We start from the raw sequence: 18,035 nt of genomic DNA, 5'->3' as shown, positions 1-18,035 counted from the left end.
TCAATCGACCGAGGGCGCGCGGGTCATCAGCACGGTCTCGAACTGCAGCGGGAAGTAGCCGAAGCCGCCGGGGGTGAAGGCCGGTGCCGGGGCGCTGACTCGCACCAGCGAGCCCAGGCCCTGCCCCGGCCGCCAGCCGGAGAGCGCCTGGATAGCCCGCGAGAGCAGCGGCCCGGCGGCCTCGCGGGCGGCCTGGCCGGTGCGCTGGTGGCGGGCGTTGCGCACGGCCACTACCACCATCCAGCGCTGGCGCAGCACGTGGTAGTTGCCCTCATCGACCTGCTCGCCGCCCGGCACCGCATCGCCCATGTAGATGACGTGCAGCGCCGGGGTGTGCTGGGCGCCCTCGGTCACACCGGCGAGATCCGCCGCCGAGAGCACCTTGAGGCCAGCCAGGTCGGAAAGCTCCGCCTCGAGGCGGTCGAGGATCAGCCCCTCGGCCACCAGGTAGTCGTCATGGTGCAGCGCCTGGCTCATCAGAAGCCCCCTCCCGGCATCACCCGCGTGCCGGTCTGGAATTGCACGCTGCCGGCGGTCTCGCCGCCGTCCTCGGTGCCGATGCCGAGCAGCACCTCGCCCTTGGCGACCATGCGCAGGAACCGGATGGCGTCCTCGTAGCGCTTGGTCACCTGCTCGGTAGCGGCGTCGTCATACAGGCGGTAGCGGGCGATGTCGCAGGCGTAGCTGGCGACGATCTTCGGCACGGGGTCGAGCGGCACCACATAGCCGCCGCCCGCCACGTAGCCGTCGATCTCGCCGCCGGCATCCTCGATGGCGCGGTCGATCTCCTCCTGGTCGACAGCGCCTGCGCCGTCATCGGACAGGGCGAGGATCTCGCTCTCGCCGAAGCGCCGGGTCAGGTCCTGAAGGGTGATGTAGGGCATGGCGCGCTACCTGCTGGGTGGTTGAAAGGCCGCCTGATCGCCTCGCGGCGGGCCGGCGGCTGCCGGGTTTCCAGAGCCCGGCCTGGAGATGGATCACCTCCTGCGGCGGTGGCCGGTGGTCAGGTGGTCTCGGGCTCGTCCGGCTCCGCCGGGAAGGTGCACTCCTCCACCTCCAGGGCGGGGTCGGCCTTGAGCGCGGCGATCTCCTCGGCGGAGAGCGCCTCCAGGGCGATGCTGTGGCCGTTGCGATCGAAGCGATGGCCGGCGCGGCGGCGGCTCTTGAAGCGTCGCCTGGTGCGCACGAACAGCGCCGGAATCTCGCCCTGGGGGGCGCTGGCCGGGGGCGTGTTAATTTTTTCGCCCTCCTGGGAGGCCTTCGGCGGGCTCTCCGGGGTGGGTGAAGGGCCATCCTTGGCGGTGGCTGCATCCGTGTTCGAGGTGGCCTCGCCCTGGGCGGGCGCTGCCTGGGGAGTCGGGGTCGGCTCGGCCTGGGTCGCCTTCGGGGTGCGCTTGCGGGTGGTCATGGGGCTCTCCTGTTGGTCTGGTCAGGCCGCCGCCCCGCTGGGCGGCGGCGCTGCACCCGAGATCAGATCAGCGCCGCGTTAGGCGTTGTTCATCCAGGGGTTCATGATCAGCTGCGAGGTACCCTGCCAGATGTTGCTATCGCCCCCGCTGACCAGCTGGGCCTGCAGCACCTGGGCAGCCGCGCCCTCGAGATTGGTGGGCACCATGGTGTGGCTGTGGCGCAGCGCCAGGGGTCGGCCGTAGTCACCCTGCATGTCCTGCAGCGCCTTGCGCGCGGCGGCGTAGTTGGTGGCATTGAACTCCTGGTTGGAGCGCACGATCAGCTGCCAGAGGCCAGGGCCGGCGTTCACACGAGCATCCACCCCGAACAGGAACTGGTCGGTCATGAACACCTGGGTGTCATTGAGGTCGGTGATGGCGCGGAAGTTGTAATCGCGGCGGCGCTGGAAGACGACCGGCTTGATCACCCGGGTGAGATCCATCACGTACCAGGCAGGGCCGCTGCCCCCCATGTCGTTGGAGACCGAGATCTCGGCGCCGCTTTTATCCAGCACCGGGTGGTCGGTATCCAACAGCGGCTGGCCGTCGTAGCACTCGGGGTTGGCCTCGAGGGTCTCGACGGCAAGCTCGTTGGGATGCTCGCGGCTGGAGCGGCCGAACTCCTGAAACACCGGCGACCACAGGCCGTAGGTATCATCATCGATGGAGTCGCGGGGCACGCCCTCGGTAAGCTCGAACTTGCGGTTCTTGATCGAGAACTCGGAGCCTTCCAGGGAGTGGATGACGCGGTCGCCCAGCCACTCGCGCATGCGCGGCAACGCCTTGAGCCAGGGGTAGACCTCTACAGCGGTCGAGCTCGGCACCACGGTGCAGAACTGCTCGTAGAGCGCCCCCTGGTCGCCCAGCGAGCTGAAGCCCTGCTGGAAGTTGGCATTGTAGGCCTTGAACAGGGCCTGAAGATTCGCGGACGTGAGGTTCATGGTGAAAGGCTCCTATCAGGCGCTGGCGGCTACGCCGTTGGTGGGATCGATGCACACCCAGACGCCATGCTCGTCGACGTCATCGACAATGCCGGCGGGGCTGCGCGAGGCGGTGCCATCGGTGGCGGCCACGGTCTCGTCGTCGACCAGGTAGCAGACCGAGCCGATGGCGGCGCGGGTGATCTCGTCGGCGCCGGCGCTGTTGGCGAAGTGGAAGAAGCCGCGCTCGATCTCGACCACCTGGTCGCCGTCGGCGCCGCCGGTGTTGTCCTGGTAGTGGTGGAACACGCCCAGGGCGGTGAGGCCAGTGGCGGTAGTGGCCGGCGCGGCATAGCCGGTGGCATTCAGCACGGCGATGGCACCGGCATGGCACACGGCGTCGGCGGCGACGGGAGCGCTACGGCGGAAGCCGATGCGGGTCGGGGTGTTGCGGTTCTTGGTGGTGGCCATGACGGCACTCTCCTCTCAGGCGTTCAGGTGGCGGATCACTCGACCGGGTTGGCCGCGCGGTAGGCCTCGGGGGTCAACCCCATCGCCTTGCACACCGCCAGCTCGGCCTCGGAGAGCGCGCCCTTGGCCGCGTCATCGCCCTCGGGGGCGCGGCCCTGGGTCTGGGGGCCCTTCAGCGCGGCGATGGATGGGGCGCCGGCAAGGTGCGCCTTGCAGGCGGCCAGGCCCTGCTCACGCAGCCAGTCGGCGGTGGCCTTCCCGGGAATGCGGCCATCCTTGAGGCCGGCCTCGATCAGGCCGTCCAGCTCGGCGGTATCACCATTGGCCTTGAGCGCCGCCAGCTGGGCGGTGGTCTCTTCGAACACCGCCTTGGGCACGTACTGGCTCATGTCCGGGGAGGCAGGCGTGCTGGCCTTGCTCTTGAGGGCGGCCACGGCCGCGGCCGCGTCGTCGCCCTCGCCCACGTCGAGGGCCTGGCGCAGGGTGTGAGCGGTATCGGCCTGGGCCTTGAGGGCGGCCAGGCCGGTCTCAATCTGCTCGTCGGTGGCGTCGGCCGCCAGGCCGAGCAGGGCAATCAGCTGTTCACGATTCACAGCGTCATCCTCCTGGGGAGTTGCGGTAGGGGTCGGCGCCATCCGCGCGGCGGCGAGCCGGGGGATGCCTTCGTCGATGGCCGGCGTGTTGGTCAACGCCAGGTGCAGCAGATCCAGCACGGCGCCGCTCTGGGCGTCGTACGGGAACACGGGTGAGAGGTAGCGGTATTCGCCGCCCTCGATCATGGTGCGGGCGCGCTCGGTCCAGCTCACCGCGCCATAGAGACCATCGTCACGCCACTCCAGCGAGCGCGGGTCGACCCAGCCGGCGGCGGGGGCCGGCTGGCCGTTGCGATCGGCCAGCAGGGTCTGGTGCTCGTAGTCGATGGCGATGTCGGTGGCACGGTTGGCCGCCAGGGCGATGATCGCCGCGGCGCCCTGGGCGTCGAGTTGCCAGGGCCCCTCGCCCGCCATCGAGCCGCGCGGGGCGTCGAAGGTGCCAGCGGGAATCAGCCGCGTCTTGTCCTCGCTGGCCTGCACGCGCAGGGCGCAGGCCGCCACCGGCCGGGCCGGGTGGGCCGCCGGGATGGAGAGCGCGGCCAGGGGTGAGGTGGAGCGTTGCGTGGTCATGGGCGCAGCATGGCGCCCGACACGCGGGGGGAGGATTTAAAGCGTATTGCGAGTTTCTAACGTGCGGGAAGTGGTGGCAGGCCGTTAGCCGGCGCCGGTTTCTTTCTCACGCCGCCGGCGGATTTCCTTCTCCATCGCCGTGACATGCTTCCGGCTAAGGATCTTCGGCAGCTGGAATGAGTGGAAGATACCCAAAGTGGCGAAGAAAAGCAGGCCATGCTCGGTCCACTGCTGCACCCACAGCGGCCAGGTGGAGGAGATGCTGGTCAGGAAGGCCAGCACCAACACGGCCAAATATACGTAGAAGGTCACGCTATGGCGAAGCAGCTCGCGGCGGATCTCACGGAGGTAGTAGGTGTCCTGGCGCCAATTACGTCCTCGTAGCACCCGGTCATTGGCGACAATCGCCATCACCGCGGCCAGAAAGCCCGCCAGGATCGAGAACACCGTCACCAGCACCGAGGTGGCATCGTCGCTGCAATGATACCAAGGCTGCAGCAGCCAGCCGGCCAGCACGGCAATCACCACACTGACCACCTCCATGGCGACCTTGCGCTTGCTGATCCTGGGACCGCTGGTTATCTCTGCCATGCCCCTCTCTGCCTCAACTCCCGGTGGAAGATCTTCAACTCCTCCCACACCTCGAACGCGTCAAGGTCATTCTGCTGTTCCTTGCGGCGCAGTCTAACCTTTTTCTTCAACACCACATCGCCGGTACGGATGGTGTTGCCCGCCCGGGTCGTGATGACCACTTCGGAGTCGTCGGGGATCTCTTCGACCATGTCCAGACCTGCCTCATCCAGTGAAGTCAGCACCACAGGCACAGCACGGGTGCCTCCAGTGGGCGTGATCGTCGTGGTGACATTGATGTCACCCCAATGCCCGGCCAGCACCTCTCGCTCCTGCTCGTCCTCGATTTCCTCGGCTAGGTAGTCCTGGCATTTCTTGCGGAAGCGGCGGAAATACTCGGTGAAGCCTGCGGGGTCTTGCCCATCAAGCTCCTGGGTGGCGGCATACATCGTGCCTTTGATGGTGATGTCCTTCACCCCTTCCCGTTCGAGGGTCTGACGCTTCTCCTGATTCGAGGCCGGTTGCAGCTCGAACATTGAGACGCCTGGATCCAGGTTGGCGCGGTCGAAGAGCCCCCGCAGGTACTTTTCCACCGAGGCATAGCCGCGCATTGCTCCGTCAGTGCAAACCAGCAACTCCTGGCCATCGATCAGGATGAAAGCATCGGCAAGCTTGAAGGCACGGTCTTGAGGAGGATCTTCCGGCAGATCGTCGTCATGGTCGGCATCCACGTCGGCTCCGAAGGTGCCCATCCGTTCTCCAGGCGCCCCGGCGCCGACGGCAAGGAGCAAGGGCCGGTCAGGGTCTTCGCAGTCCGGGTGGCGCTGTCGGATGCCGACCACTCCCAGATTACTGATCCCCACCTTGGTGTCAGGCACTTTCGGTAGCTGATTTAGCGCCTGCCTGACCAGGTCAGCAAATGGCTCCGGAGGCGCCTGGTTTTCGTTGTACACGGCTCGAAGGTAATGGAGTGTCTTGAGTGCTGGGCGTCTTGGCATCGGATGTTCCCTATCGCGTGAAGTGGAGCAATGAGACACCGAACAGCCTAGCCGCTCACCCAAACACCCGGCCAGAGGAAATCTAACGCGGGTCTAACTGCCCTACCTCCAAAAACATGACCGTAGGTACCCCCTCGAGCTTTGCGCGCCTCACAGGGGCTCACAGGCGGGCTTGCTGTTCAGCGCATCAGGTGCCGCTCGAGGATGGCCAGGATCGGCTGCTCGTCCTCGCTGCCGATGCCCAGCCAGGGCCGCGCCGGAATGTCGCCCCAGGGAATGGGGCCGCCTCGGGCGGTGGTGCCGAAGGCGCCCTGCCTGGCGCCGAACTGATGCACAGCGCCATACACCCTATCGGTGCCGAACAGCAGCTCCGTGGCGCTCTCCTGATAGCGCAGGGTGTCGCGCAGGTAGCCGTCGAGCACCAGCACGCGGTCGGCGTTCTTCTTCTTTCGGGCCTTGGTGACGTCAGACAGCGGCGCCCAGGGCGAGCCATCCGGGGCGCGCTGGGCGTCCCAGCGGTCACGGTGGGCCATGTCCAGGTATTCACCGATCTCGCGGAAGGCGGGCTGCGGGTCATCGATGCGATGGGCCAGCTCGGCCAGGGCGCTGAGCACCGGGCGGGCGTCGAGCTCGATCTGCAGGCGGGCGCCGGCCATGGGTCACTCCTCCTCTTCGCCGCGACGGTAGAGCCGCACACCGCGGCGCCACTCCTCGAGGCGTTCGCTGTCGCCGGTCACCACCGAGGCGGCCCAGCCGGCACGGCCCCACTCGAACAGCACCGCACGCTCGTCTTGATCGTCGGCCAGCCACGCCAGGTAGCGGCGGCGCAGCAGCCAGCGCTCGGCCTCCTGGTGGTAGACTAGCGCCGTCCAGATCTCGTCGGGCGCCTCCAGCGCCTCGCCCAGCAGGTGCAGGCTGCCTGCCAGTGCGCCCAGCCGGGGGGTGGCCTCGTCGCCGAACAGCTGGCGGGAGATCGGCAGGACCTCGCCCAGGGGGTCGGGGTGGAAGGCGGCGCGATTGTCTTCGGCACCGAAGCGGGCCAGGAAGGCGGCCACCTCGGCGTCGGGGCCGTCTGCCTCAGGCGCCCTCGGTGCCGGACGCGCCGGTGGTGGCATGTCGGGGGCGGGGCGATCGGGCGCCTGGCGGGCGGCTGGTGGCGGCGTCTCGAGCCGGCGCGGGGTGATACCGCGCAGGCGGGCCGCACCGGGGCGATGCTCGAAGCCGGGATCGATGCCCACCGGCACGCGCACGCGCCGCGGGCTGGGGCCGTTGGCACCCACCACGCGCTCCTCGTACTCGATGGGCGGCGGATCGCGGCGGACCTCCAGCCCCAGGCGCTCCACGTCATCCTCGCTGAGGGTGAACTTCTTGCAGCTGCAGCCCCAGCCGTTCTGGGGCGTCCACACGTCCCACCAGGGGTCATCCAGTGGCACCACCCAGCCATCCTTGGCCAGGTGATGAGGGCGCGGGTCGCGGCTGCCGCCGTGGCGGTAGAGGCCGTAGGGGCGTGCGCGGCGCAGCTCGGGGTCGGCGATCTGCGCCTCGCGGCCGGCGGCGTAGCTCTGGCGCAGGTTGGTGTCGTAGATGACCCGGCTGCGCCAGCCGCGGCTTCCATTATAGGCCCAGCCGTGACGGGCGACGATGGTGTCAAACTCGTCGCGAAACTGCGCCAGGGTGCGCCCCTCGCTGATGGCGCGGTCGACCGCCTCGGCGAAGTCCTCGACGATGGACTGGCGGTTGGCGCCGGCCACGGCAAAGGCCTGGTCGTTTTCGCGGCCGTAGACGTCCGTCCAGGCGCGGGTCGGGATCGGCACTCTCTCTCGGAAGGCCTCGATCTGCTCGCGGAACGGCAGCGAGCCGTACTGCTCGGCGGCCATCAGTCGCCCTCCAGGATGTCGTAGCGGCCGGCCAGGTGGGCGGCGGCCAGGGCGTCGGTCATCACCTGGGCGAACTGCTCGCCTTTGAGCTCCGGCATCAGCTCGACCAGGCGGTCACGCAGATCCTCGAGGCTCTCAGCGTCGTCCACCGCCTGGCGGATGCGCTCGGTCCAGGGTTCCAGGGCGGCGTCGCCCTCCTCGCGCAGGCGGGCCAGTTGAAGCTCGGGCGCATCGTCGCCGGTCTCGCGGCCATCCTTGCCCACCGCCAGGGCGGCCAGGCCACGGCGGGGTGCCGGCGCCTTGAGGGCCGCCGGGGCGCCGCCCGGGGCGAACGCATCGGCGGGCTGGGCGCGGGGCATGAGAATCTCCTCGTTCTCGCCGGCCTCGGGGATGCCGCTCTTCTCGTGGAACCACCACTTGGGGATGCGCGCCCCCATGTCGACGAAGGTGGGCAGGGTGTCGGCGAGCTGCTTGAAGTCTTCGGTCTCGCCCACGTCCAGATAGAAGCGCGGGGCGCGGCTCGCCTTCTCGATGCCGAAGTTGAGCGCCGCCATCGGCCACAGGATGGCGCGGCGGATGCTGCCGGCGTACTGGCGCACATCGGAGCGGATCAGGCTGGCCTGGCCACGCTCGTGCACATTACCCAGGGCGTTGGTGTTGGTGCCCTCGCCGGTACCGCTGGTCAGCGTGCCGCCGAGGATCGCCTTGGCCTTGGCGCGCTCGCACCAGTCCATCATCGTCTTGTAGAGGTCGGCGCTGGTTCCCTTGCCGGCGGCCTCCTGGAACTCGATGGCCATGCCCTCGGGGATGATGCCGCGGGCATCCTTGCCCATGCTGACCACCGCGCGCAGCAGGGTGGCCTTCTCCTTGTCGGTGGCGTTCTTGGGGAACTTGCCCACCACCCCGGGCAGACCGTAGACCTCCAGCAGCTGCGCCAGGTCGCCCAGGGCGTAGTTCTGGAACAGGTACGGCCAGGCCAGCATGCGGTGCAGGCCCATGCGCGCCACGTAGCCGGCCTTGGCGCGGTGGCGGTGCTGCACCCAGCCCAGCGGCCACAGCTCGGCGCCGGTGGCGCTATGGTCGCGCAGGGTGATGACGTTCTGGTCGTGCGGGTGCAGGCGGAACCAGGAATGGGGGCGCAGGATGGGCTGCTCGATGTAGCGGGTGGAGCCGTCGCGCGCCCAAGAGAGCTCCAAGTTGGCCCAGCCGTGGCCGATGCCCTGGCCGAGATCGAGGATGAGGTCCTCGACCTCCAGCGCCGAGAACACCTCTGCGGCCTGCTCGGCGGCACGCTTCTCCACGGCGCTGGCACCATCCGGCGGCACGATCTGCCACTCCAGTTCGGCGGCGAGCTGACGGCGCTTGCCCAGGTCCGCGCCGATCTGGGCGTCCTTCTCCTCCATGTCGTCGAACAGCTCGTGCTGGGCCTTGAGCTGGCCCTGCTCGGCCTCCTCGAGGATCTGGTAGAGCCTGGCCGGTGTGAGCCCCTTGCTGGGGTGCTCGGCGAACTCGCGCTTCAGCGAGCCGATGCGCGCGGTGCCTGCGCCATCGTCCTCGTCGGTCTGCTGCTCGCTGAGCGCCTGGTGGCCGCCGCCCCACAGGCGGCTGATGAGTCCTCGAATGGCTACCATGCGCCACCTCCCCAGTCGGTTGTCAGGTTGTCATCGTCGGCGAAGGCCCCGCCCGGGCCACGCGGCACCTGGATGAAGTCGATGGCCACGGCGTCGGACAGCGAGGCCGCATGGGCCAGCACCAGGGCGATGGCGGCATCGCCGTGGCGATCGCCTTTCGCGCCGGTCTTGGCATCGGGCAGCTTGGGCACGCCCTTGATCACCTCCAGGGCGCGCAGGTCGTCGCCGGTGTCGCGGTCGCGGGGGATCTCGATGCCGGCGTCCTCGAAGGCGGCCTTGAAGGGCGGCATGTTCTCCAGGTACCAGCCCTGGGTGAGCATCACCGCCTCTACGGTGCTGCCGTAGCGCTCCACCGCCTGCTCGGCGAGGTACTGGCCGTTGCCGCGCCCGTCCAGCTTGCCGCCGCGCAGCCGCGGCAGGCGGTCGACGATGAAGAACAGCACTTGCTCCTGCTGCTTGAAGGGCACGTTGCGCAGCTCCACCAGGAAGGGAACGCGGCGCACCAGGTGGGCGGTGATCGCCATGGGGGCGATGACGGTGAGATCCCCGGAGCGACCGAAGTCCTCGCCGAACACATGCTCGTCGCGGCGGTCGAGCGCGGCCAGCAGCGGGGCCAGTTCGCGCTGGCACCAGTCCTCGACCTCCAGCGCCCGGTAGCGCTCCGGCACAGCATTGAACTCGGCGCTGCCCTCGAAGCGCAGCACCGGGGCCTCGATCATGCGGGCCTCGATCAGCGCACGGCTGAGGTAGGCCCCGCCGCCGCTCTTGGGCACGCAGTAATACTCCTCGAGGGCGTCTTCGCGGGTGGCGGTGTCGGCCAGCAGGTTGGCCTTCCACTCTTCCTCGGCCTCGGGGCTCCACAGCATCCCGCGAACCTGGCAGATGCGCTGGTACAAGCCCTGCTCGCAGGCGTCGTCCAGGGTGACGCGGTGCACGCTGTAGCGCTTCTTACCGGCGCGCGAGTCCTGGATCAGGTCATTGAAGAGGTTGTCGACGCCGTTGTGGGTGCTGATCAGGCGCACCTTGGCGCCCCACATGGTGAGTGCCAGGGCCGCCTTGAGCACCTCGGCCAGCTCGGCATGGAAGGCCGCCTCGTCGATGGTGACGTTGCCTTGGCGGCCGCGCAGGTTGCTGGGGCGGCTGGACAGCGCCTGGATCTTGAAGCCGCTGGCGAAGTGGATATTGAAGGTGAGGATGTCCTTGTCCTCGTCGTGCAGCACCTCCTCCTGGATGGCACTGGCGGCCCGATCGAACGCCTTGGCCCACATGGCGCAGGCATCGATGAACTCGATGGCCATCTCTTTATTGGAGCCCACATAGAAGTGGTTGGTGCCGCCGGCGCTCCTGGCCGCGCTGGCACTCAGCACGGCGTCGGCCGCCTCGCCCCAGGTCAGGCCGGTGCGGCGGCTCTTCTCGGCGATCTTCAGCGGCGAGGGATCCTCGATCCACGCCTTCTGGTAGGGCAGCAGGACGGACTCGGGCAGCACGCTCATCAGGCGATCCCCAGGATGTCGCGCTTGATGGAGTCGATGGCCTCACGGCTCATGCCCTGGTTGGCCATGGCGCCCTCGGCGGCTTCGGCGGCTTCCTTGGCCACCTCCAGGCGCAGTTCACGTGCCCACTTCTTCTGCCCGAGCGAGACGCGGCCGATCTCGGCCAGCGCCCGGGTCACGCTGCCCAGCTGCTTGGCGGCCTTGGCCGGGTCCTCCTCGGCCTTGCGCATGGCGATGGTGATGCGCAGCAGCTGGTCCTGCACCATGCGGGCGGTGGCGTCGATCAGATGGCCGCTCTCGTCGTCGTCCTGGGCGGCCATGGCCCGGGCCAGCTCGGTGGTCTTGCGCACATCACCCATGGCCTCCTCGAACTCCTCGCGGAGATCCTGGCCATAGCGGTGCACGCTGCTCTTGGAGATCTTGTGGCCCTGCTCCTCGAGCCAGGCGGCGAGCTCCTCGTAGCCCTGGAAGCCGGTGGAGACCAGGCGCTCGTTGAGCGCCTCGCGGATCTCCGGCGGCAGGTCGTAGACCTTGTTGCGCGGGGGCATGGGCGGCTCCTCAGCTGATGCCGGGGCGAGGCTTGGCCACCCCGGGCACCTGGGCCAGGCCCTCGGCCACATCCGAGCCACGGGCGGTGAGGGTGATGATCCAGCCGGCGCGCGGCTGCTGGGTGATCACCAGCTGCTGCTCCTCCAGCCAGGCCAGGTCGCCATGCAGGCGGTCGCGGCTGACGATATGCGCGTAGGCACCCTTCAGCTCGTCGTGGAGGCTGTACTCGTTGGTGGTGTACTGGTTGCGCCGCGACAGGATACGCAGGATCACCAGCCGGCGCCCCTCGGTCTCGAAGTCCTGAAAATCGGTGCTCATCGTGCGTTCCCCTTCTCCGTGAGCAGGTATTCATGCAGGCGGTTGAGCAGCGCCGTGGTGCTCTGCATCTGGGCGCTGATCTCGGCCATGCCGCGGCTGATCGTGGCCATCTCGGCGCGCAGCACGTCGATCTCGGCGTAGCCCGGGCGGCTTTCCAGCGTTTGCTCGATGCGCGCCACGTGCTTGTCGACCTGGTCGAGGCGGCCGTGTACCTCGCGCAGGGCGGCGCCGGTGGCGCGGGTGCGGTTGGTCCACCACACGTAGATGGCCACCGCGCCCATGAACAGGGCGGAGAGCAGGTCCCAGAAGAAGCGCGCCGCGTTCCAGTCGATGGTTTCCATCAAGCCTCCTGGCTGTCCGGTGTATCGGGGTCCAGAACCCACAACTGCTGTGCTTCATCCCAGAGGTAGGCTTGGCCATCGTCGGGGTATGGCGTCGGCGCTTGCCACCGCTGGCCATCCCATGTCCAGGAATCGAAGGGTTGGGCCGGCCGCGGCGCTGTGAAGGAAGCCTGTGCGGTGACTTCTTGCCCCGCGTTGGTGCGGCACCAAGCACTGACCTCGATGTGCTGATCGGGGTGCCAACGAACTCGCCCCGTCGCCAGCACGTCCTGGTCGGTTTTCCGGTAGCGAACTCCCGGGGGCGGCAAGCTCATGTCGAAGGCCGTCTCTCCCTCGACAGCGATGGTGAGGCGCATCTGTACGCCACGCAGGTTGATGGTGTGGCCATACCGATTCAGCACGGCACGCAGATCGGTCCCCCAGGGGTATACCCCGGCGGTGTCGATCACCAACTGCTCGGTGGCAACATCGAAGATCATGTCCATCACGACACCTCCGCTTCGTATTCGGCTTGGGTAATGCGGTAGCGAACGATGACGATGCCGGAGCCACCTGAGCCTGAAGCCCCTGAGGAACGGCAGCCCCCGCCGCCACCGCCGAGACCGTCAACCCCTGGCTCCCCATCACCGGCATCGGCACCGGCGCCGCCGCCGCCCAGTCCACCAGCACCAGGGAGGTTGTTGCCGGACATGCCACCCCCGCCGCCGGCGTAGTAGGTGGGTGTGCCGCTCAGGGTGATCTCCAGCCCGGCGCCACCATCGCCCGCATCGCCTCCTGATGCCGAACCATCTTGGCCGCGAGCCCCAGCGCCGCCGCCGCCGCCAGCAGCAGATTGGTCTTGAGTGGTGGAAGAACCGTTTCCGCCTTCAAAGCCCTGCCCTGTCGTCGCAGCGCCCCCAGCCGTGTAGGTCGGAGGTGCGGCGCCGCCGCCGCCAGATCCACCGCTCTGTCCCGAGCCTGATTCAAATGCGCCCCCTCCACCGCCCCCGATGGCTGACATACCGGCGAAAGATGAGTTGGCCCCATTGACCCCGCTACTGGTGGTGCCCGCAGAAATGCCGGGGCCGCCGGCGCCGACGGCGACCGGGTAGTTGGCGGAGACAAGGTTAAGCGCCCCATGCAACAGCCCCCCTGCACCACCGCCACCGCCACCATTGGAACCGCCTGAACCACCCCCGGCGACGACCAAATATTGCATCTCCCCGCCCTGGGCGACGGTCAGGCTACCGTCAGTCGCGAAGGTGTGGACGCGGTAATAAACGCCGTTTTGCTCGATGACGGTTTCGAGGCCGCCTTCGGCCAGGGGGTACTGGCTTACCGCCTTTGCCCTGGTACCCAAGCCGAGCGCCAGCCCCAACATCACATCACCTCCACGGTGACGGCGGTCACGAAGGTGATGGAGGTGACCTCCGGGGCGATGCCGGTGGCGCCAGCAGGCATGATGGCCACCGGCCCTCCACCGTTGAGCTGATACTCGGTGTCCGCCGGGATGCGGATAGCGACCACGCCGGTCGTATCCAGGCTGCCGCCGGCGGCGATTTCTTCGATCCGCGAGGGGGTGAAGACCTGCAGCCCTTCGCTGCCCCAACCGGAATAGGGGGTGCGTGCCATGTTCAGTACTCCTTCATAGACTCATCATTGGCGTTAGAAGCACACGCTTTGGCATGCGCTCTAACGCTTGAGAGGCGGCGCCAGCCACGCCAGCCCCAGCGGTGCAACTCGACCAGGTAGGCGGCCACGTCGCGTTGGGTGATCGCGCCCGCCGGCCGCTCCGGCTCGGGCTCCTGGACGGTCATCCCCACCGGGGCGGCGCACAGCACCGGGGCGGGCAACGGCGGCGGCTCGGGGGGCGGCGCCTCGCGGGTGACGCAGCCGGCCAGCAGCAGGATCAGCAGCACCAGGCAGCCGATGGCCACGCCTCGCCACAGGCGCCGGTGGTTGCGCGTATCGAACAGGGCGGCGAACACGGCATAGCCACCGAGGGCGATCAACAGCAGGCTGGCAAGCAGGGTCATGGCAGCGCCTCCAGGGCCTGGCGCAACACCGGCGCCACCGGGCCATCGTCCTCGGCGGGGGCCTGGCGGATGCGGCCGCGGATCTCGCGGTAGTCGGCATCGCGTTCGGCCAGCGCCGCCTGCAGCTCCACCAGGGCGGCCTCGGCCTTCCGGGCGCGTTCGCGCGCCTCGCCCAGCTGTGCCATCACGCTCAGGGTGTGGGCCTGCCAGCGCTCGCGGTTCGCCTCCAGCGTTTCTACCTGCTGAGCGAGTGACTGGCGCTCTTCGACCCGGGCCTCCCAGGTGGTCACGCCCCACCAGCCCAGCCCACACAGGGCCAGCAGGCCGAGCAGTGCCGCCCACACCCAGGCGGGAATCAGCTTGCGGGCCACGCTCAGCACGGGGCACCCCCGGCCCAGCCGGCCTGCACATAGCGCGGGGTCAGGGTCAGCAGGATGCGGCGTACATAGTCGCGGTTCTCGCGCTTGGCCCAGCCGGCGCGGCTGGTGTAGCGCTCCACATGGCCGAACCAGCGGGCGGCATCGTCGCCGGCGGCACGTGCCAGGCGGCGGTCGCGGTTCACCCAGCCGAGCCCGCCGTTGTAGGCGGAGAGCGTCATCGCCCAGCGCTCGCACTGGTCGGCAGTGCCGGACAGGCGATTCCAGTGGAACTTGTTGTAGCGGGTCTGGGCGCGCATGGCCCAGCCCGGCGAATAGGGCGCGGCGGGGCCGAGATCCGGGTAGAGCTCGGCGATCCACGCGCTGGTGCCGGGCATGAACTGGCTGAGCCCCTGGGCGCCGACGGGGCTGTTCACCCCCGGCCGCCAGGCGCTCTCCTGGTGGATCTGGGCGCCGTGCACCGCCACCCGGCCCGCCATTCCCCACTCCTGCTGCACTACGCGGGTCAGCTCGCGCTGGTAGCGCTCGGCGCTGCCGGGGATGCCTTGGGCTAGCGCCGGCTGACAGCTGACCAGCACCAGCAGGGCGATCAGCATCAGCGCCAAGGCGGTTCGGGTGCGGGCTACCATCACCAGCCCCGCGAGCAGGGCCAGCAGCCCGGCGCCCAGCACCAGGCCGACGATGCCCAGCGCCTCGAGGCACTCGGCGAGGGCGTGACGGGCAGCTTTCATGACGGCCTCCGGGTGTGACGCAGCACACGGCGAGCCAGGTCATCGAGGCGCTTGGCGCGGCGCAGATCGCGGGCCTCGGTGGCGAGGGCGAGGTCCTCCACCAACACCTGGCCAAGCTGCATCATCAGGGCGTAGAGGCGCGGCTGAAGATCGGGGTCGAGGCGTTCGAGATCCGGCAGCGGGCCGGAATCCGGCGGTGGCGCGGCCTTCACCTGGCGCTCGCCCAGGGCGTCGGGCATCGGCGGCGATTGTGGCGAGCCAGTGTCGGAGTGCAGGGAGCTGGTGTCGAAGTGTAGGTAGCTAGGTGCTGAAATCGGCTCACCGTGGAAGGCGCTGGGCTGTCGCTTGCTCTGGTTAAGCTCGCGCAGCTCGGCGCGGCCGGCCTCGGTCAGCGAGACCCCGCTGGCGCCGTTCTGGCGGTGGCAATCGATCAGCTGAGCCTGGCGCAGGCTGATCAGCTCGGTGGCCACGAAGTCACGCTCGGCCTTGGTCTTGGCATTGGCCGCCACCTCCACCAGCCACACCGGCATGGGGCCGGCGCGGTCGGCGGTTTCGGCGGCGATGGCCGCCAGCACGGTGCGCCGATCGAGGGCCACGCTACACCCCCAGCCCCAGCGCGATGATGGCTGCGGCGATGATGATCGCGCGGCGCAGCATCAGCATGGCGGGGTCCATCATGCCCTCCTCGACCATCAGCGGCAGGTAGTAGTCGCGAGCATCCGGCGGGGGTGGGTCCAGAGCGTCGCCAGGGCGGGCATAGGGGAAGATCGAGCGGTCGATCCAGTAGCCAAGGTAGGCACCGAAGCTGAGCTTGGTCAGGCTCCACAGCAGCACGCCCAGTTGGTGGGGATAGAGCAGGCCGACCAGGGCGGCCATGATCAGCGCGGCGACCAGCCAGGGGCCGACGCGGAGCTTGTCTCGAAGGGTGGTGGTGATCACGGGGCACCTCGCCTGAGGGGGAATGGCTCGTCTTGAGCCTTCAGGCTAGGGGCTGGCCGGTGGCGCCCGGCAATCAGGCGCCTTACGAAAACGCCCCGCTGGATAGCGGGGCGTGGTGGGGGTATTTAGCGCGATCGTGGCCACGCTGTAAAGCCGGCTAGATCGAGTCCAGAAAGGCCTGGATGTTGTTGCGCAGCTCGTTGTTCTCCTTCAGATCCATGCGCCGCATCTGGCCCATGGCCATTTGCGTCTCGACATGAGGCTGTGCCACCACGCGGTAGGCGCCTTCGCTGTTGGCGATGGTGAAGCGCAGCACCACATCGGGCTGGGTGGAGTAGCTGTTGCCGATCATCGCCCAGGTCATGATGCCGGCTGCGCCGTCTATCCGCTTGCGGCAAACCACCTGGGTCTCGGTAGAGGTTTCGATTGAGTGCCCCCGGTCGAGGCAGCGAGAGACGATCCTGTCGCGAATCTCCTCACCGTTAAGGTGCGGAATCATTGCCTCGGCATAGCCCGAGCGGGTGGCCTTGTTCACCGGCGGGCCGGATGCACACCCCGCCAGACTGGCGATCAAGATGATAGTGGCGATTGTCGTTGTTCTCTTCATGCCCCTGTTCCCCTCAGCCCTGGTGTTCAAACAGCTCTGGCTGCACTCTCCGGCGCGCCAGCTTCCTCTGCTCTGCCAGTATGGCGTAGACCTGCACCTCCGTCAGGTGCGCCCAGGCGGCCAGCTCGGAGACGTTGCTGCCGTCGAAGCGCTCCCACAGCTCGCGGTCGCGCAGGGCGCGGTCCAGCGCCTCGCCCTTGGGGATGTAGAAGCTGCGCCCCCCGGCGAATTGGCTGAGCGCCCGCACCGCCACGAAGGCAACCCGGCGAGCCTGCTCGCGGCAGGCCCCGCGCCGCACCATGGCGGCCTCGATCACCATGATCATGTCGGTGAGGCCCTGGGGCCACTTCTTGAGCAGCTCGGGATCCTCGAGGCGCTCCAGGGCGTCCTCCGGGATCGCGAAGCCGAGATCCAGGTTGTCATCACTCATCGGGGTACCTCGCGTGCCGCTTGGCATCGATGATCAGCGCCTGCATCAGCCGCTGGAGCTGGTCGTCGTCGAGCCAATCGACCCGCTCGACCTGGAACATGTGCCGGGCCATGCCATCGGCGTAGCCCCAGGGGCGGCCGGCCTCGGCCAGCATGGCCTCGATCTTGTCCATGACCCGGGCGCGGCTGCGCGGTGGCCGCGGCGCCTTGCGCCCGGCCTTCTTGGCCGGCTTGGGCACGAAGCCCAGGCGGCGGAACTCGTGGAGCACGTTGCCGACGTTGCGGTTGGTGAGCTGTTTGGCACTGCTCACCCCGGCGGTGCGCGCCAGAATCGCCCGGTACTCGTCATCGCTGAGGCCGAGCTGGGCCTTGGCGATATGAATCTGGGCGAGCTTGCCTTTGCTGATCATGGGTGGCTCCTGGTTGGCTGCTCATCAGGCCCGGCGCACCACCGCCGGACGACGCCTGGCTCTTCGCGAGAGCCGGGCGTTTCGCGGTTACGGGTTGGGATAGAGCTTGTAGCAGTGCACCGCCCGGGCCGGGTCGCTGTTGTCGATGCCGGCGAAGCACAGCTCGCAGGTGCCGGGCTCGGCCAGCTTTTCGGCCAGCCGCTCGGCGGCCTGGCGGTGCCCGGCGGTGGCGCTGGCGCGCTTGCCGGCGGCGCTGGCGGTGTAGGTCTGCGTGCTGAGCCGCACGCGGATCAGGATCGGCTCGTTCATGATTCCCCCTTGAGCAGCCATTTCTGGCCGATGTTGCCGACGAAGTACCCGCCCAGCAGCAACCAGGTGAGCGACTCGAAGGCCGCGACCGGCAGCCGGCCGGTGGCCAGCAGCCACACCAGCACCGTCTGCCAGACCATGGCGGCCCAGAACTTGCGCGAGCTCCAACGCAGTGCCACCTCGTTCATCGCGGTCACCTCAGTGGTTGTAGGCACGGGTGGGGTGCAGCGGCTGGCCGCTGGCCTCGGCGATCTCGCGCAGGTCGGCGAGCTGACGGTTGATGGCATCGACGCCGTGCATCGCCAGGGCCTGGGTGAGCATGGGCTCGCGGAAGTCCAGCGCCTCGCCAAACTCGGCGGCGACGATGACGCCGGCCTCGCCCTGCTCGATGGTGATGGTGCAGCGGGGCCCGGTGGGCCCCAGGGTTGCGGTGCTCATG

Annotated in this window: 29 protein-coding genes and 1 other RNA gene; all 30 read right to left on the bottom strand. The window is 68.6% G+C overall.

Annotated elements, in window-relative coordinates; genetic code table 11:
- The 30 genes from GRB96_RS02245 to GRB96_RS02100 all read right to left on the bottom strand — a co-directional run bounded on the left by GRB96_RS02245 (position 1) and on the right by GRB96_RS02100 (position 18,034).
- Positions 1–477, bottom strand: coding sequence for a phage tail terminator protein (locus GRB96_RS02245; protein ID WP_161430252.1), 477 nt, complete (start codon positions 475–477; stop codon positions 1–3).
- On the bottom strand, positions 477–884 hold the full coding sequence (locus tag GRB96_RS02240; RefSeq protein ID WP_161430251.1) for a gp436 family protein: 408 nt from the start codon (positions 882–884) through the stop codon (positions 477–479). The genes GRB96_RS02245 and GRB96_RS02240 overlap by 1 nt, the downstream gene beginning before the upstream one ends.
- Positions 885–1,003: 119 nt before the next feature.
- Positions 1,004–1,408, bottom strand: coding sequence for a hypothetical protein (locus GRB96_RS15510; protein ID WP_170293763.1), 405 nt, complete (start codon positions 1,406–1,408; stop codon positions 1,004–1,006).
- 78 nt (positions 1,409–1,486) lie between these two features.
- Positions 1,487–2,389: a Mu-like prophage major head subunit gpT family protein gene (locus GRB96_RS02230; protein ID WP_161430250.1), complete on the bottom strand. Its 903-nt coding sequence runs from the start codon at positions 2,387–2,389 to the stop codon at positions 1,487–1,489.
- Between the two features lie 15 nt (positions 2,390–2,404).
- Positions 2,405–2,839: a hypothetical protein gene (locus tag GRB96_RS02225; RefSeq protein WP_161430249.1), complete on the bottom strand. Its 435-nt coding sequence runs from the start codon at positions 2,837–2,839 to the stop codon at positions 2,405–2,407.
- Between the two features lie 35 nt (positions 2,840–2,874).
- Positions 2,875–4,002 carry a phage protease gene (locus tag GRB96_RS02220; protein WP_161430248.1) on the bottom strand — a complete coding sequence of 376 codons (1,128 nt, stop codon included), beginning with the start codon at positions 4,000–4,002 and terminating at the stop codon, positions 2,875–2,877.
- A gap of 84 nt (positions 4,003–4,086) precedes the next feature.
- Positions 4,087–4,593, bottom strand: coding sequence for a hypothetical protein (locus tag GRB96_RS02215; protein ID WP_161430247.1), 507 nt, complete (start codon positions 4,591–4,593; stop codon positions 4,087–4,089).
- The gene (locus GRB96_RS02210; RefSeq protein WP_205743466.1) at positions 4,581–5,570 is read right to left on the bottom strand and encodes a hypothetical protein; all 990 of its coding nucleotides are present in this window, start codon (positions 5,568–5,570) and stop codon (positions 4,581–4,583) included. The genes GRB96_RS02215 and GRB96_RS02210 overlap by 13 nt, the downstream gene beginning before the upstream one ends.
- Positions 5,571–5,749: 179 nt before the next feature.
- Complete coding sequence (locus tag GRB96_RS02205) at positions 5,750–6,226, bottom strand: phage virion morphogenesis protein (protein WP_161430245.1); 477 nt, start codon at positions 6,224–6,226, stop codon at positions 5,750–5,752.
- 3 nt (positions 6,227–6,229) lie between these two features.
- Positions 6,230–7,447, bottom strand: coding sequence for a PBECR2 nuclease fold domain-containing protein (locus tag GRB96_RS02200; RefSeq protein WP_161430244.1), 1,218 nt, complete (start codon positions 7,445–7,447; stop codon positions 6,230–6,232).
- Positions 7,447–9,078: a DUF935 domain-containing protein gene (locus tag GRB96_RS02195; protein ID WP_161430243.1), complete on the bottom strand. Its 1,632-nt coding sequence runs from the start codon at positions 9,076–9,078 to the stop codon at positions 7,447–7,449. The genes GRB96_RS02200 and GRB96_RS02195 overlap by 1 nt, the downstream gene beginning before the upstream one ends.
- The gene (locus tag GRB96_RS02190; RefSeq protein ID WP_161430242.1) at positions 9,072–10,571 is read right to left on the bottom strand and encodes a hypothetical protein; all 1,500 of its coding nucleotides are present in this window, start codon (positions 10,569–10,571) and stop codon (positions 9,072–9,074) included. The genes GRB96_RS02195 and GRB96_RS02190 overlap by 7 nt, the downstream gene beginning before the upstream one ends.
- Positions 10,571–11,119, bottom strand: coding sequence for a DUF3486 family protein (locus tag GRB96_RS02185; RefSeq protein WP_161430241.1), 549 nt, complete (start codon positions 11,117–11,119; stop codon positions 10,571–10,573). Before GRB96_RS02185 ends, GRB96_RS02190 begins: the two co-directional genes overlap by 1 nt.
- Before the next feature lie 10 nt (positions 11,120–11,129).
- Entirely contained in the window at positions 11,130–11,438 is a 309-nt protein-coding gene (locus GRB96_RS02180) for a VpaChn25_0724 family phage protein (protein ID WP_161430240.1), read from the bottom strand.
- On the bottom strand, positions 11,435–11,779 hold the full coding sequence (locus GRB96_RS02175) for a DUF2730 family protein (protein ID WP_161430239.1): 345 nt from the start codon (positions 11,777–11,779) through the stop codon (positions 11,435–11,437). Before GRB96_RS02175 ends, GRB96_RS02180 begins: the two co-directional genes overlap by 4 nt.
- Entirely contained in the window at positions 11,779–12,264 is a 486-nt protein-coding gene (locus GRB96_RS02170) for a hypothetical protein (protein WP_161430238.1), read from the bottom strand. The genes GRB96_RS02175 and GRB96_RS02170 overlap by 1 nt, the downstream gene beginning before the upstream one ends.
- Complete coding sequence (locus GRB96_RS15740; protein WP_161430237.1) at positions 12,264–13,139, bottom strand: glycine-rich domain-containing protein; 876 nt, start codon at positions 13,137–13,139, stop codon at positions 12,264–12,266. Before GRB96_RS15740 ends, GRB96_RS02170 begins: the two co-directional genes overlap by 1 nt.
- On the bottom strand, positions 13,139–13,390 hold the full coding sequence (locus GRB96_RS02160; protein WP_161430236.1) for a hypothetical protein: 252 nt from the start codon (positions 13,388–13,390) through the stop codon (positions 13,139–13,141). Before GRB96_RS02160 ends, GRB96_RS15740 begins: the two co-directional genes overlap by 1 nt.
- A gap of 2 nt (positions 13,391–13,392) precedes the next feature.
- Positions 13,393–13,794, bottom strand: a complete 402-nt coding sequence (locus GRB96_RS02155; RefSeq protein WP_161430235.1) for a hypothetical protein — start codon at positions 13,792–13,794, stop codon at positions 13,393–13,395.
- Positions 13,791–14,174: a hypothetical protein gene (locus GRB96_RS02150; RefSeq protein ID WP_161430234.1), complete on the bottom strand. Its 384-nt coding sequence runs from the start codon at positions 14,172–14,174 to the stop codon at positions 13,791–13,793. Before GRB96_RS02150 ends, GRB96_RS02155 begins: the two co-directional genes overlap by 4 nt.
- A complete protein-coding gene (locus tag GRB96_RS02145; RefSeq protein WP_205743465.1) occupies positions 14,168–14,902 on the bottom strand; it encodes a transglycosylase SLT domain-containing protein in 735 nt (244 codons plus the stop codon). Before GRB96_RS02145 ends, GRB96_RS02150 begins: the two co-directional genes overlap by 7 nt.
- Positions 14,899–15,498 carry a hypothetical protein gene (locus tag GRB96_RS02140; RefSeq protein ID WP_161430233.1) on the bottom strand — a complete coding sequence of 200 codons (600 nt, stop codon included), beginning with the start codon at positions 15,496–15,498 and terminating at the stop codon, positions 14,899–14,901. The genes GRB96_RS02145 and GRB96_RS02140 overlap by 4 nt, the downstream gene beginning before the upstream one ends.
- 1 nt (position 15,499) lies before the next feature.
- Positions 15,500–15,841, bottom strand: a complete 342-nt coding sequence (locus GRB96_RS02135) for a putative holin (RefSeq protein ID WP_161430232.1) — start codon at positions 15,839–15,841, stop codon at positions 15,500–15,502.
- Positions 15,842–15,998: 157 nt separating this feature from the next.
- Complete coding sequence (locus tag GRB96_RS02130; RefSeq protein ID WP_161430231.1) at positions 15,999–16,448, bottom strand: hypothetical protein; 450 nt, start codon at positions 16,446–16,448, stop codon at positions 15,999–16,001.
- 13 nt (positions 16,449–16,461) lie between these two features.
- Positions 16,462–16,878 (bottom strand): Mor transcription activator family protein, encoded by a 417-nt coding sequence (locus GRB96_RS02125; RefSeq protein ID WP_161430230.1) that lies wholly within the window; start codon positions 16,876–16,878, stop codon positions 16,462–16,464.
- A complete protein-coding gene (locus tag GRB96_RS02120) occupies positions 16,871–17,287 on the bottom strand; it encodes a gp16 family protein (protein ID WP_161430229.1) in 417 nt (138 codons plus the stop codon). The genes GRB96_RS02125 and GRB96_RS02120 overlap by 8 nt, the downstream gene beginning before the upstream one ends.
- Before the next feature lie 11 nt (positions 17,288–17,298).
- Positions 17,299–17,374, bottom strand: an RNA gene (locus tag GRB96_RS02115) — hammerhead ribozyme type II.
- Positions 17,375–17,596 (bottom strand): hypothetical protein, encoded by a 222-nt coding sequence (locus GRB96_RS02110; protein WP_161430228.1) that lies wholly within the window; start codon positions 17,594–17,596, stop codon positions 17,375–17,377.
- On the bottom strand, positions 17,593–17,784 hold the full coding sequence (locus GRB96_RS02105) for a hypothetical protein (RefSeq protein WP_161430227.1): 192 nt from the start codon (positions 17,782–17,784) through the stop codon (positions 17,593–17,595). The genes GRB96_RS02110 and GRB96_RS02105 overlap by 4 nt, the downstream gene beginning before the upstream one ends.
- 10 nt (positions 17,785–17,794) lie before the next feature.
- The gene (locus tag GRB96_RS02100) at positions 17,795–18,034 is read right to left on the bottom strand and encodes a hypothetical protein (RefSeq protein ID WP_161430226.1); all 240 of its coding nucleotides are present in this window, start codon (positions 18,032–18,034) and stop codon (positions 17,795–17,797) included.
- Position 18,035: the final 1 nt, after the last annotated feature.

The organism is Halomonas alimentaria (assembly GCF_009902005.1).
In the GTDB taxonomy this organism is placed as follows: Bacteria; Pseudomonadota; Gammaproteobacteria; order Pseudomonadales; family Halomonadaceae; genus Halomonas; species Halomonas alimentaria.
Note: the sequence above shows the minus strand (reverse complement) of the source record. Positions and strands in the feature narration are given on the sequence as shown.

Coding starts and splice junctions, on each gene's coding strand:
- GRB96_RS02245 (WP_161430252.1), bottom strand. CDS start 477: ATGAGCCAGGCGCTGCACCATGACGACTACCTGGTGGCCGAGGGGCTG.
- GRB96_RS02240 (WP_161430251.1), bottom strand. CDS start 884: ATGCCCTACATCACCCTTCAGGACCTGACCCGGCGCTTCGGCGAGAGC.
- GRB96_RS15510 (WP_170293763.1), bottom strand. CDS start 1,408: ATGACCACCCGCAAGCGCACCCCGAAGGCGACCCAGGCCGAGCCGACC.
- GRB96_RS02230 (WP_161430250.1), bottom strand. CDS start 2,389: ATGAACCTCACGTCCGCGAATCTTCAGGCCCTGTTCAAGGCCTACAAT.
- GRB96_RS02225 (WP_161430249.1), bottom strand. CDS start 2,839: ATGGCCACCACCAAGAACCGCAACACCCCGACCCGCATCGGCTTCCGC.
- GRB96_RS02220 (WP_161430248.1), bottom strand. CDS start 4,002: ATGACCACGCAACGCTCCACCTCACCCCTGGCCGCGCTCTCCATCCCG.
- GRB96_RS02215 (WP_161430247.1), bottom strand. CDS start 4,593: ATGGCAGAGATAACCAGCGGTCCCAGGATCAGCAAGCGCAAGGTCGCC.
- GRB96_RS02210 (WP_205743466.1), bottom strand. CDS start 5,570: ATGCCAAGACGCCCAGCACTCAAGACACTCCATTACCTTCGAGCCGTG.
- GRB96_RS02205 (WP_161430245.1), bottom strand. CDS start 6,226: ATGGCCGGCGCCCGCCTGCAGATCGAGCTCGACGCCCGCCCGGTGCTC.
- GRB96_RS02200 (WP_161430244.1), bottom strand. CDS start 7,447: ATGGCCGCCGAGCAGTACGGCTCGCTGCCGTTCCGCGAGCAGATCGAG.
- GRB96_RS02195 (WP_161430243.1), bottom strand. CDS start 9,078: ATGGTAGCCATTCGAGGACTCATCAGCCGCCTGTGGGGCGGCGGCCAC.
- GRB96_RS02190 (WP_161430242.1), bottom strand. CDS start 10,571: ATGAGCGTGCTGCCCGAGTCCGTCCTGCTGCCCTACCAGAAGGCGTGG.
- GRB96_RS02185 (WP_161430241.1), bottom strand. CDS start 11,119: ATGCCCCCGCGCAACAAGGTCTACGACCTGCCGCCGGAGATCCGCGAG.
- GRB96_RS02180 (WP_161430240.1), bottom strand. CDS start 11,438: ATGAGCACCGATTTTCAGGACTTCGAGACCGAGGGGCGCCGGCTGGTG.
- GRB96_RS02175 (WP_161430239.1), bottom strand. CDS start 11,779: ATGGAAACCATCGACTGGAACGCGGCGCGCTTCTTCTGGGACCTGCTC.
- GRB96_RS02170 (WP_161430238.1), bottom strand. CDS start 12,264: ATGGACATGATCTTCGATGTTGCCACCGAGCAGTTGGTGATCGACACC.
- GRB96_RS15740 (WP_161430237.1), bottom strand. CDS start 13,139: ATGTTGGGGCTGGCGCTCGGCTTGGGTACCAGGGCAAAGGCGGTAAGC.
- GRB96_RS02160 (WP_161430236.1), bottom strand. CDS start 13,390: ATGGCACGCACCCCCTATTCCGGTTGGGGCAGCGAAGGGCTGCAGGTC.
- GRB96_RS02155 (WP_161430235.1), bottom strand. CDS start 13,794: ATGACCCTGCTTGCCAGCCTGCTGTTGATCGCCCTCGGTGGCTATGCC.
- GRB96_RS02145 (WP_205743465.1), bottom strand. CDS start 14,902: ATGAAAGCTGCCCGTCACGCCCTCGCCGAGTGCCTCGAGGCGCTGGGC.
- GRB96_RS02130 (WP_161430231.1), bottom strand. CDS start 16,448: ATGAAGAGAACAACGACAATCGCCACTATCATCTTGATCGCCAGTCTG.
- GRB96_RS02125 (WP_161430230.1), bottom strand. CDS start 16,878: ATGAGTGATGACAACCTGGATCTCGGCTTCGCGATCCCGGAGGACGCC.
- GRB96_RS02120 (WP_161430229.1), bottom strand. CDS start 17,287: ATGATCAGCAAAGGCAAGCTCGCCCAGATTCATATCGCCAAGGCCCAG.
- GRB96_RS02110 (WP_161430228.1), bottom strand. CDS start 17,596: ATGAACGAGCCGATCCTGATCCGCGTGCGGCTCAGCACGCAGACCTAC.
- GRB96_RS02105 (WP_161430227.1), bottom strand. CDS start 17,784: ATGAACGAGGTGGCACTGCGTTGGAGCTCGCGCAAGTTCTGGGCCGCC.
- GRB96_RS02100 (WP_161430226.1), bottom strand. CDS start 18,034: ATGAGCACCGCAACCCTGGGGCCCACCGGGCCCCGCTGCACCATCACC.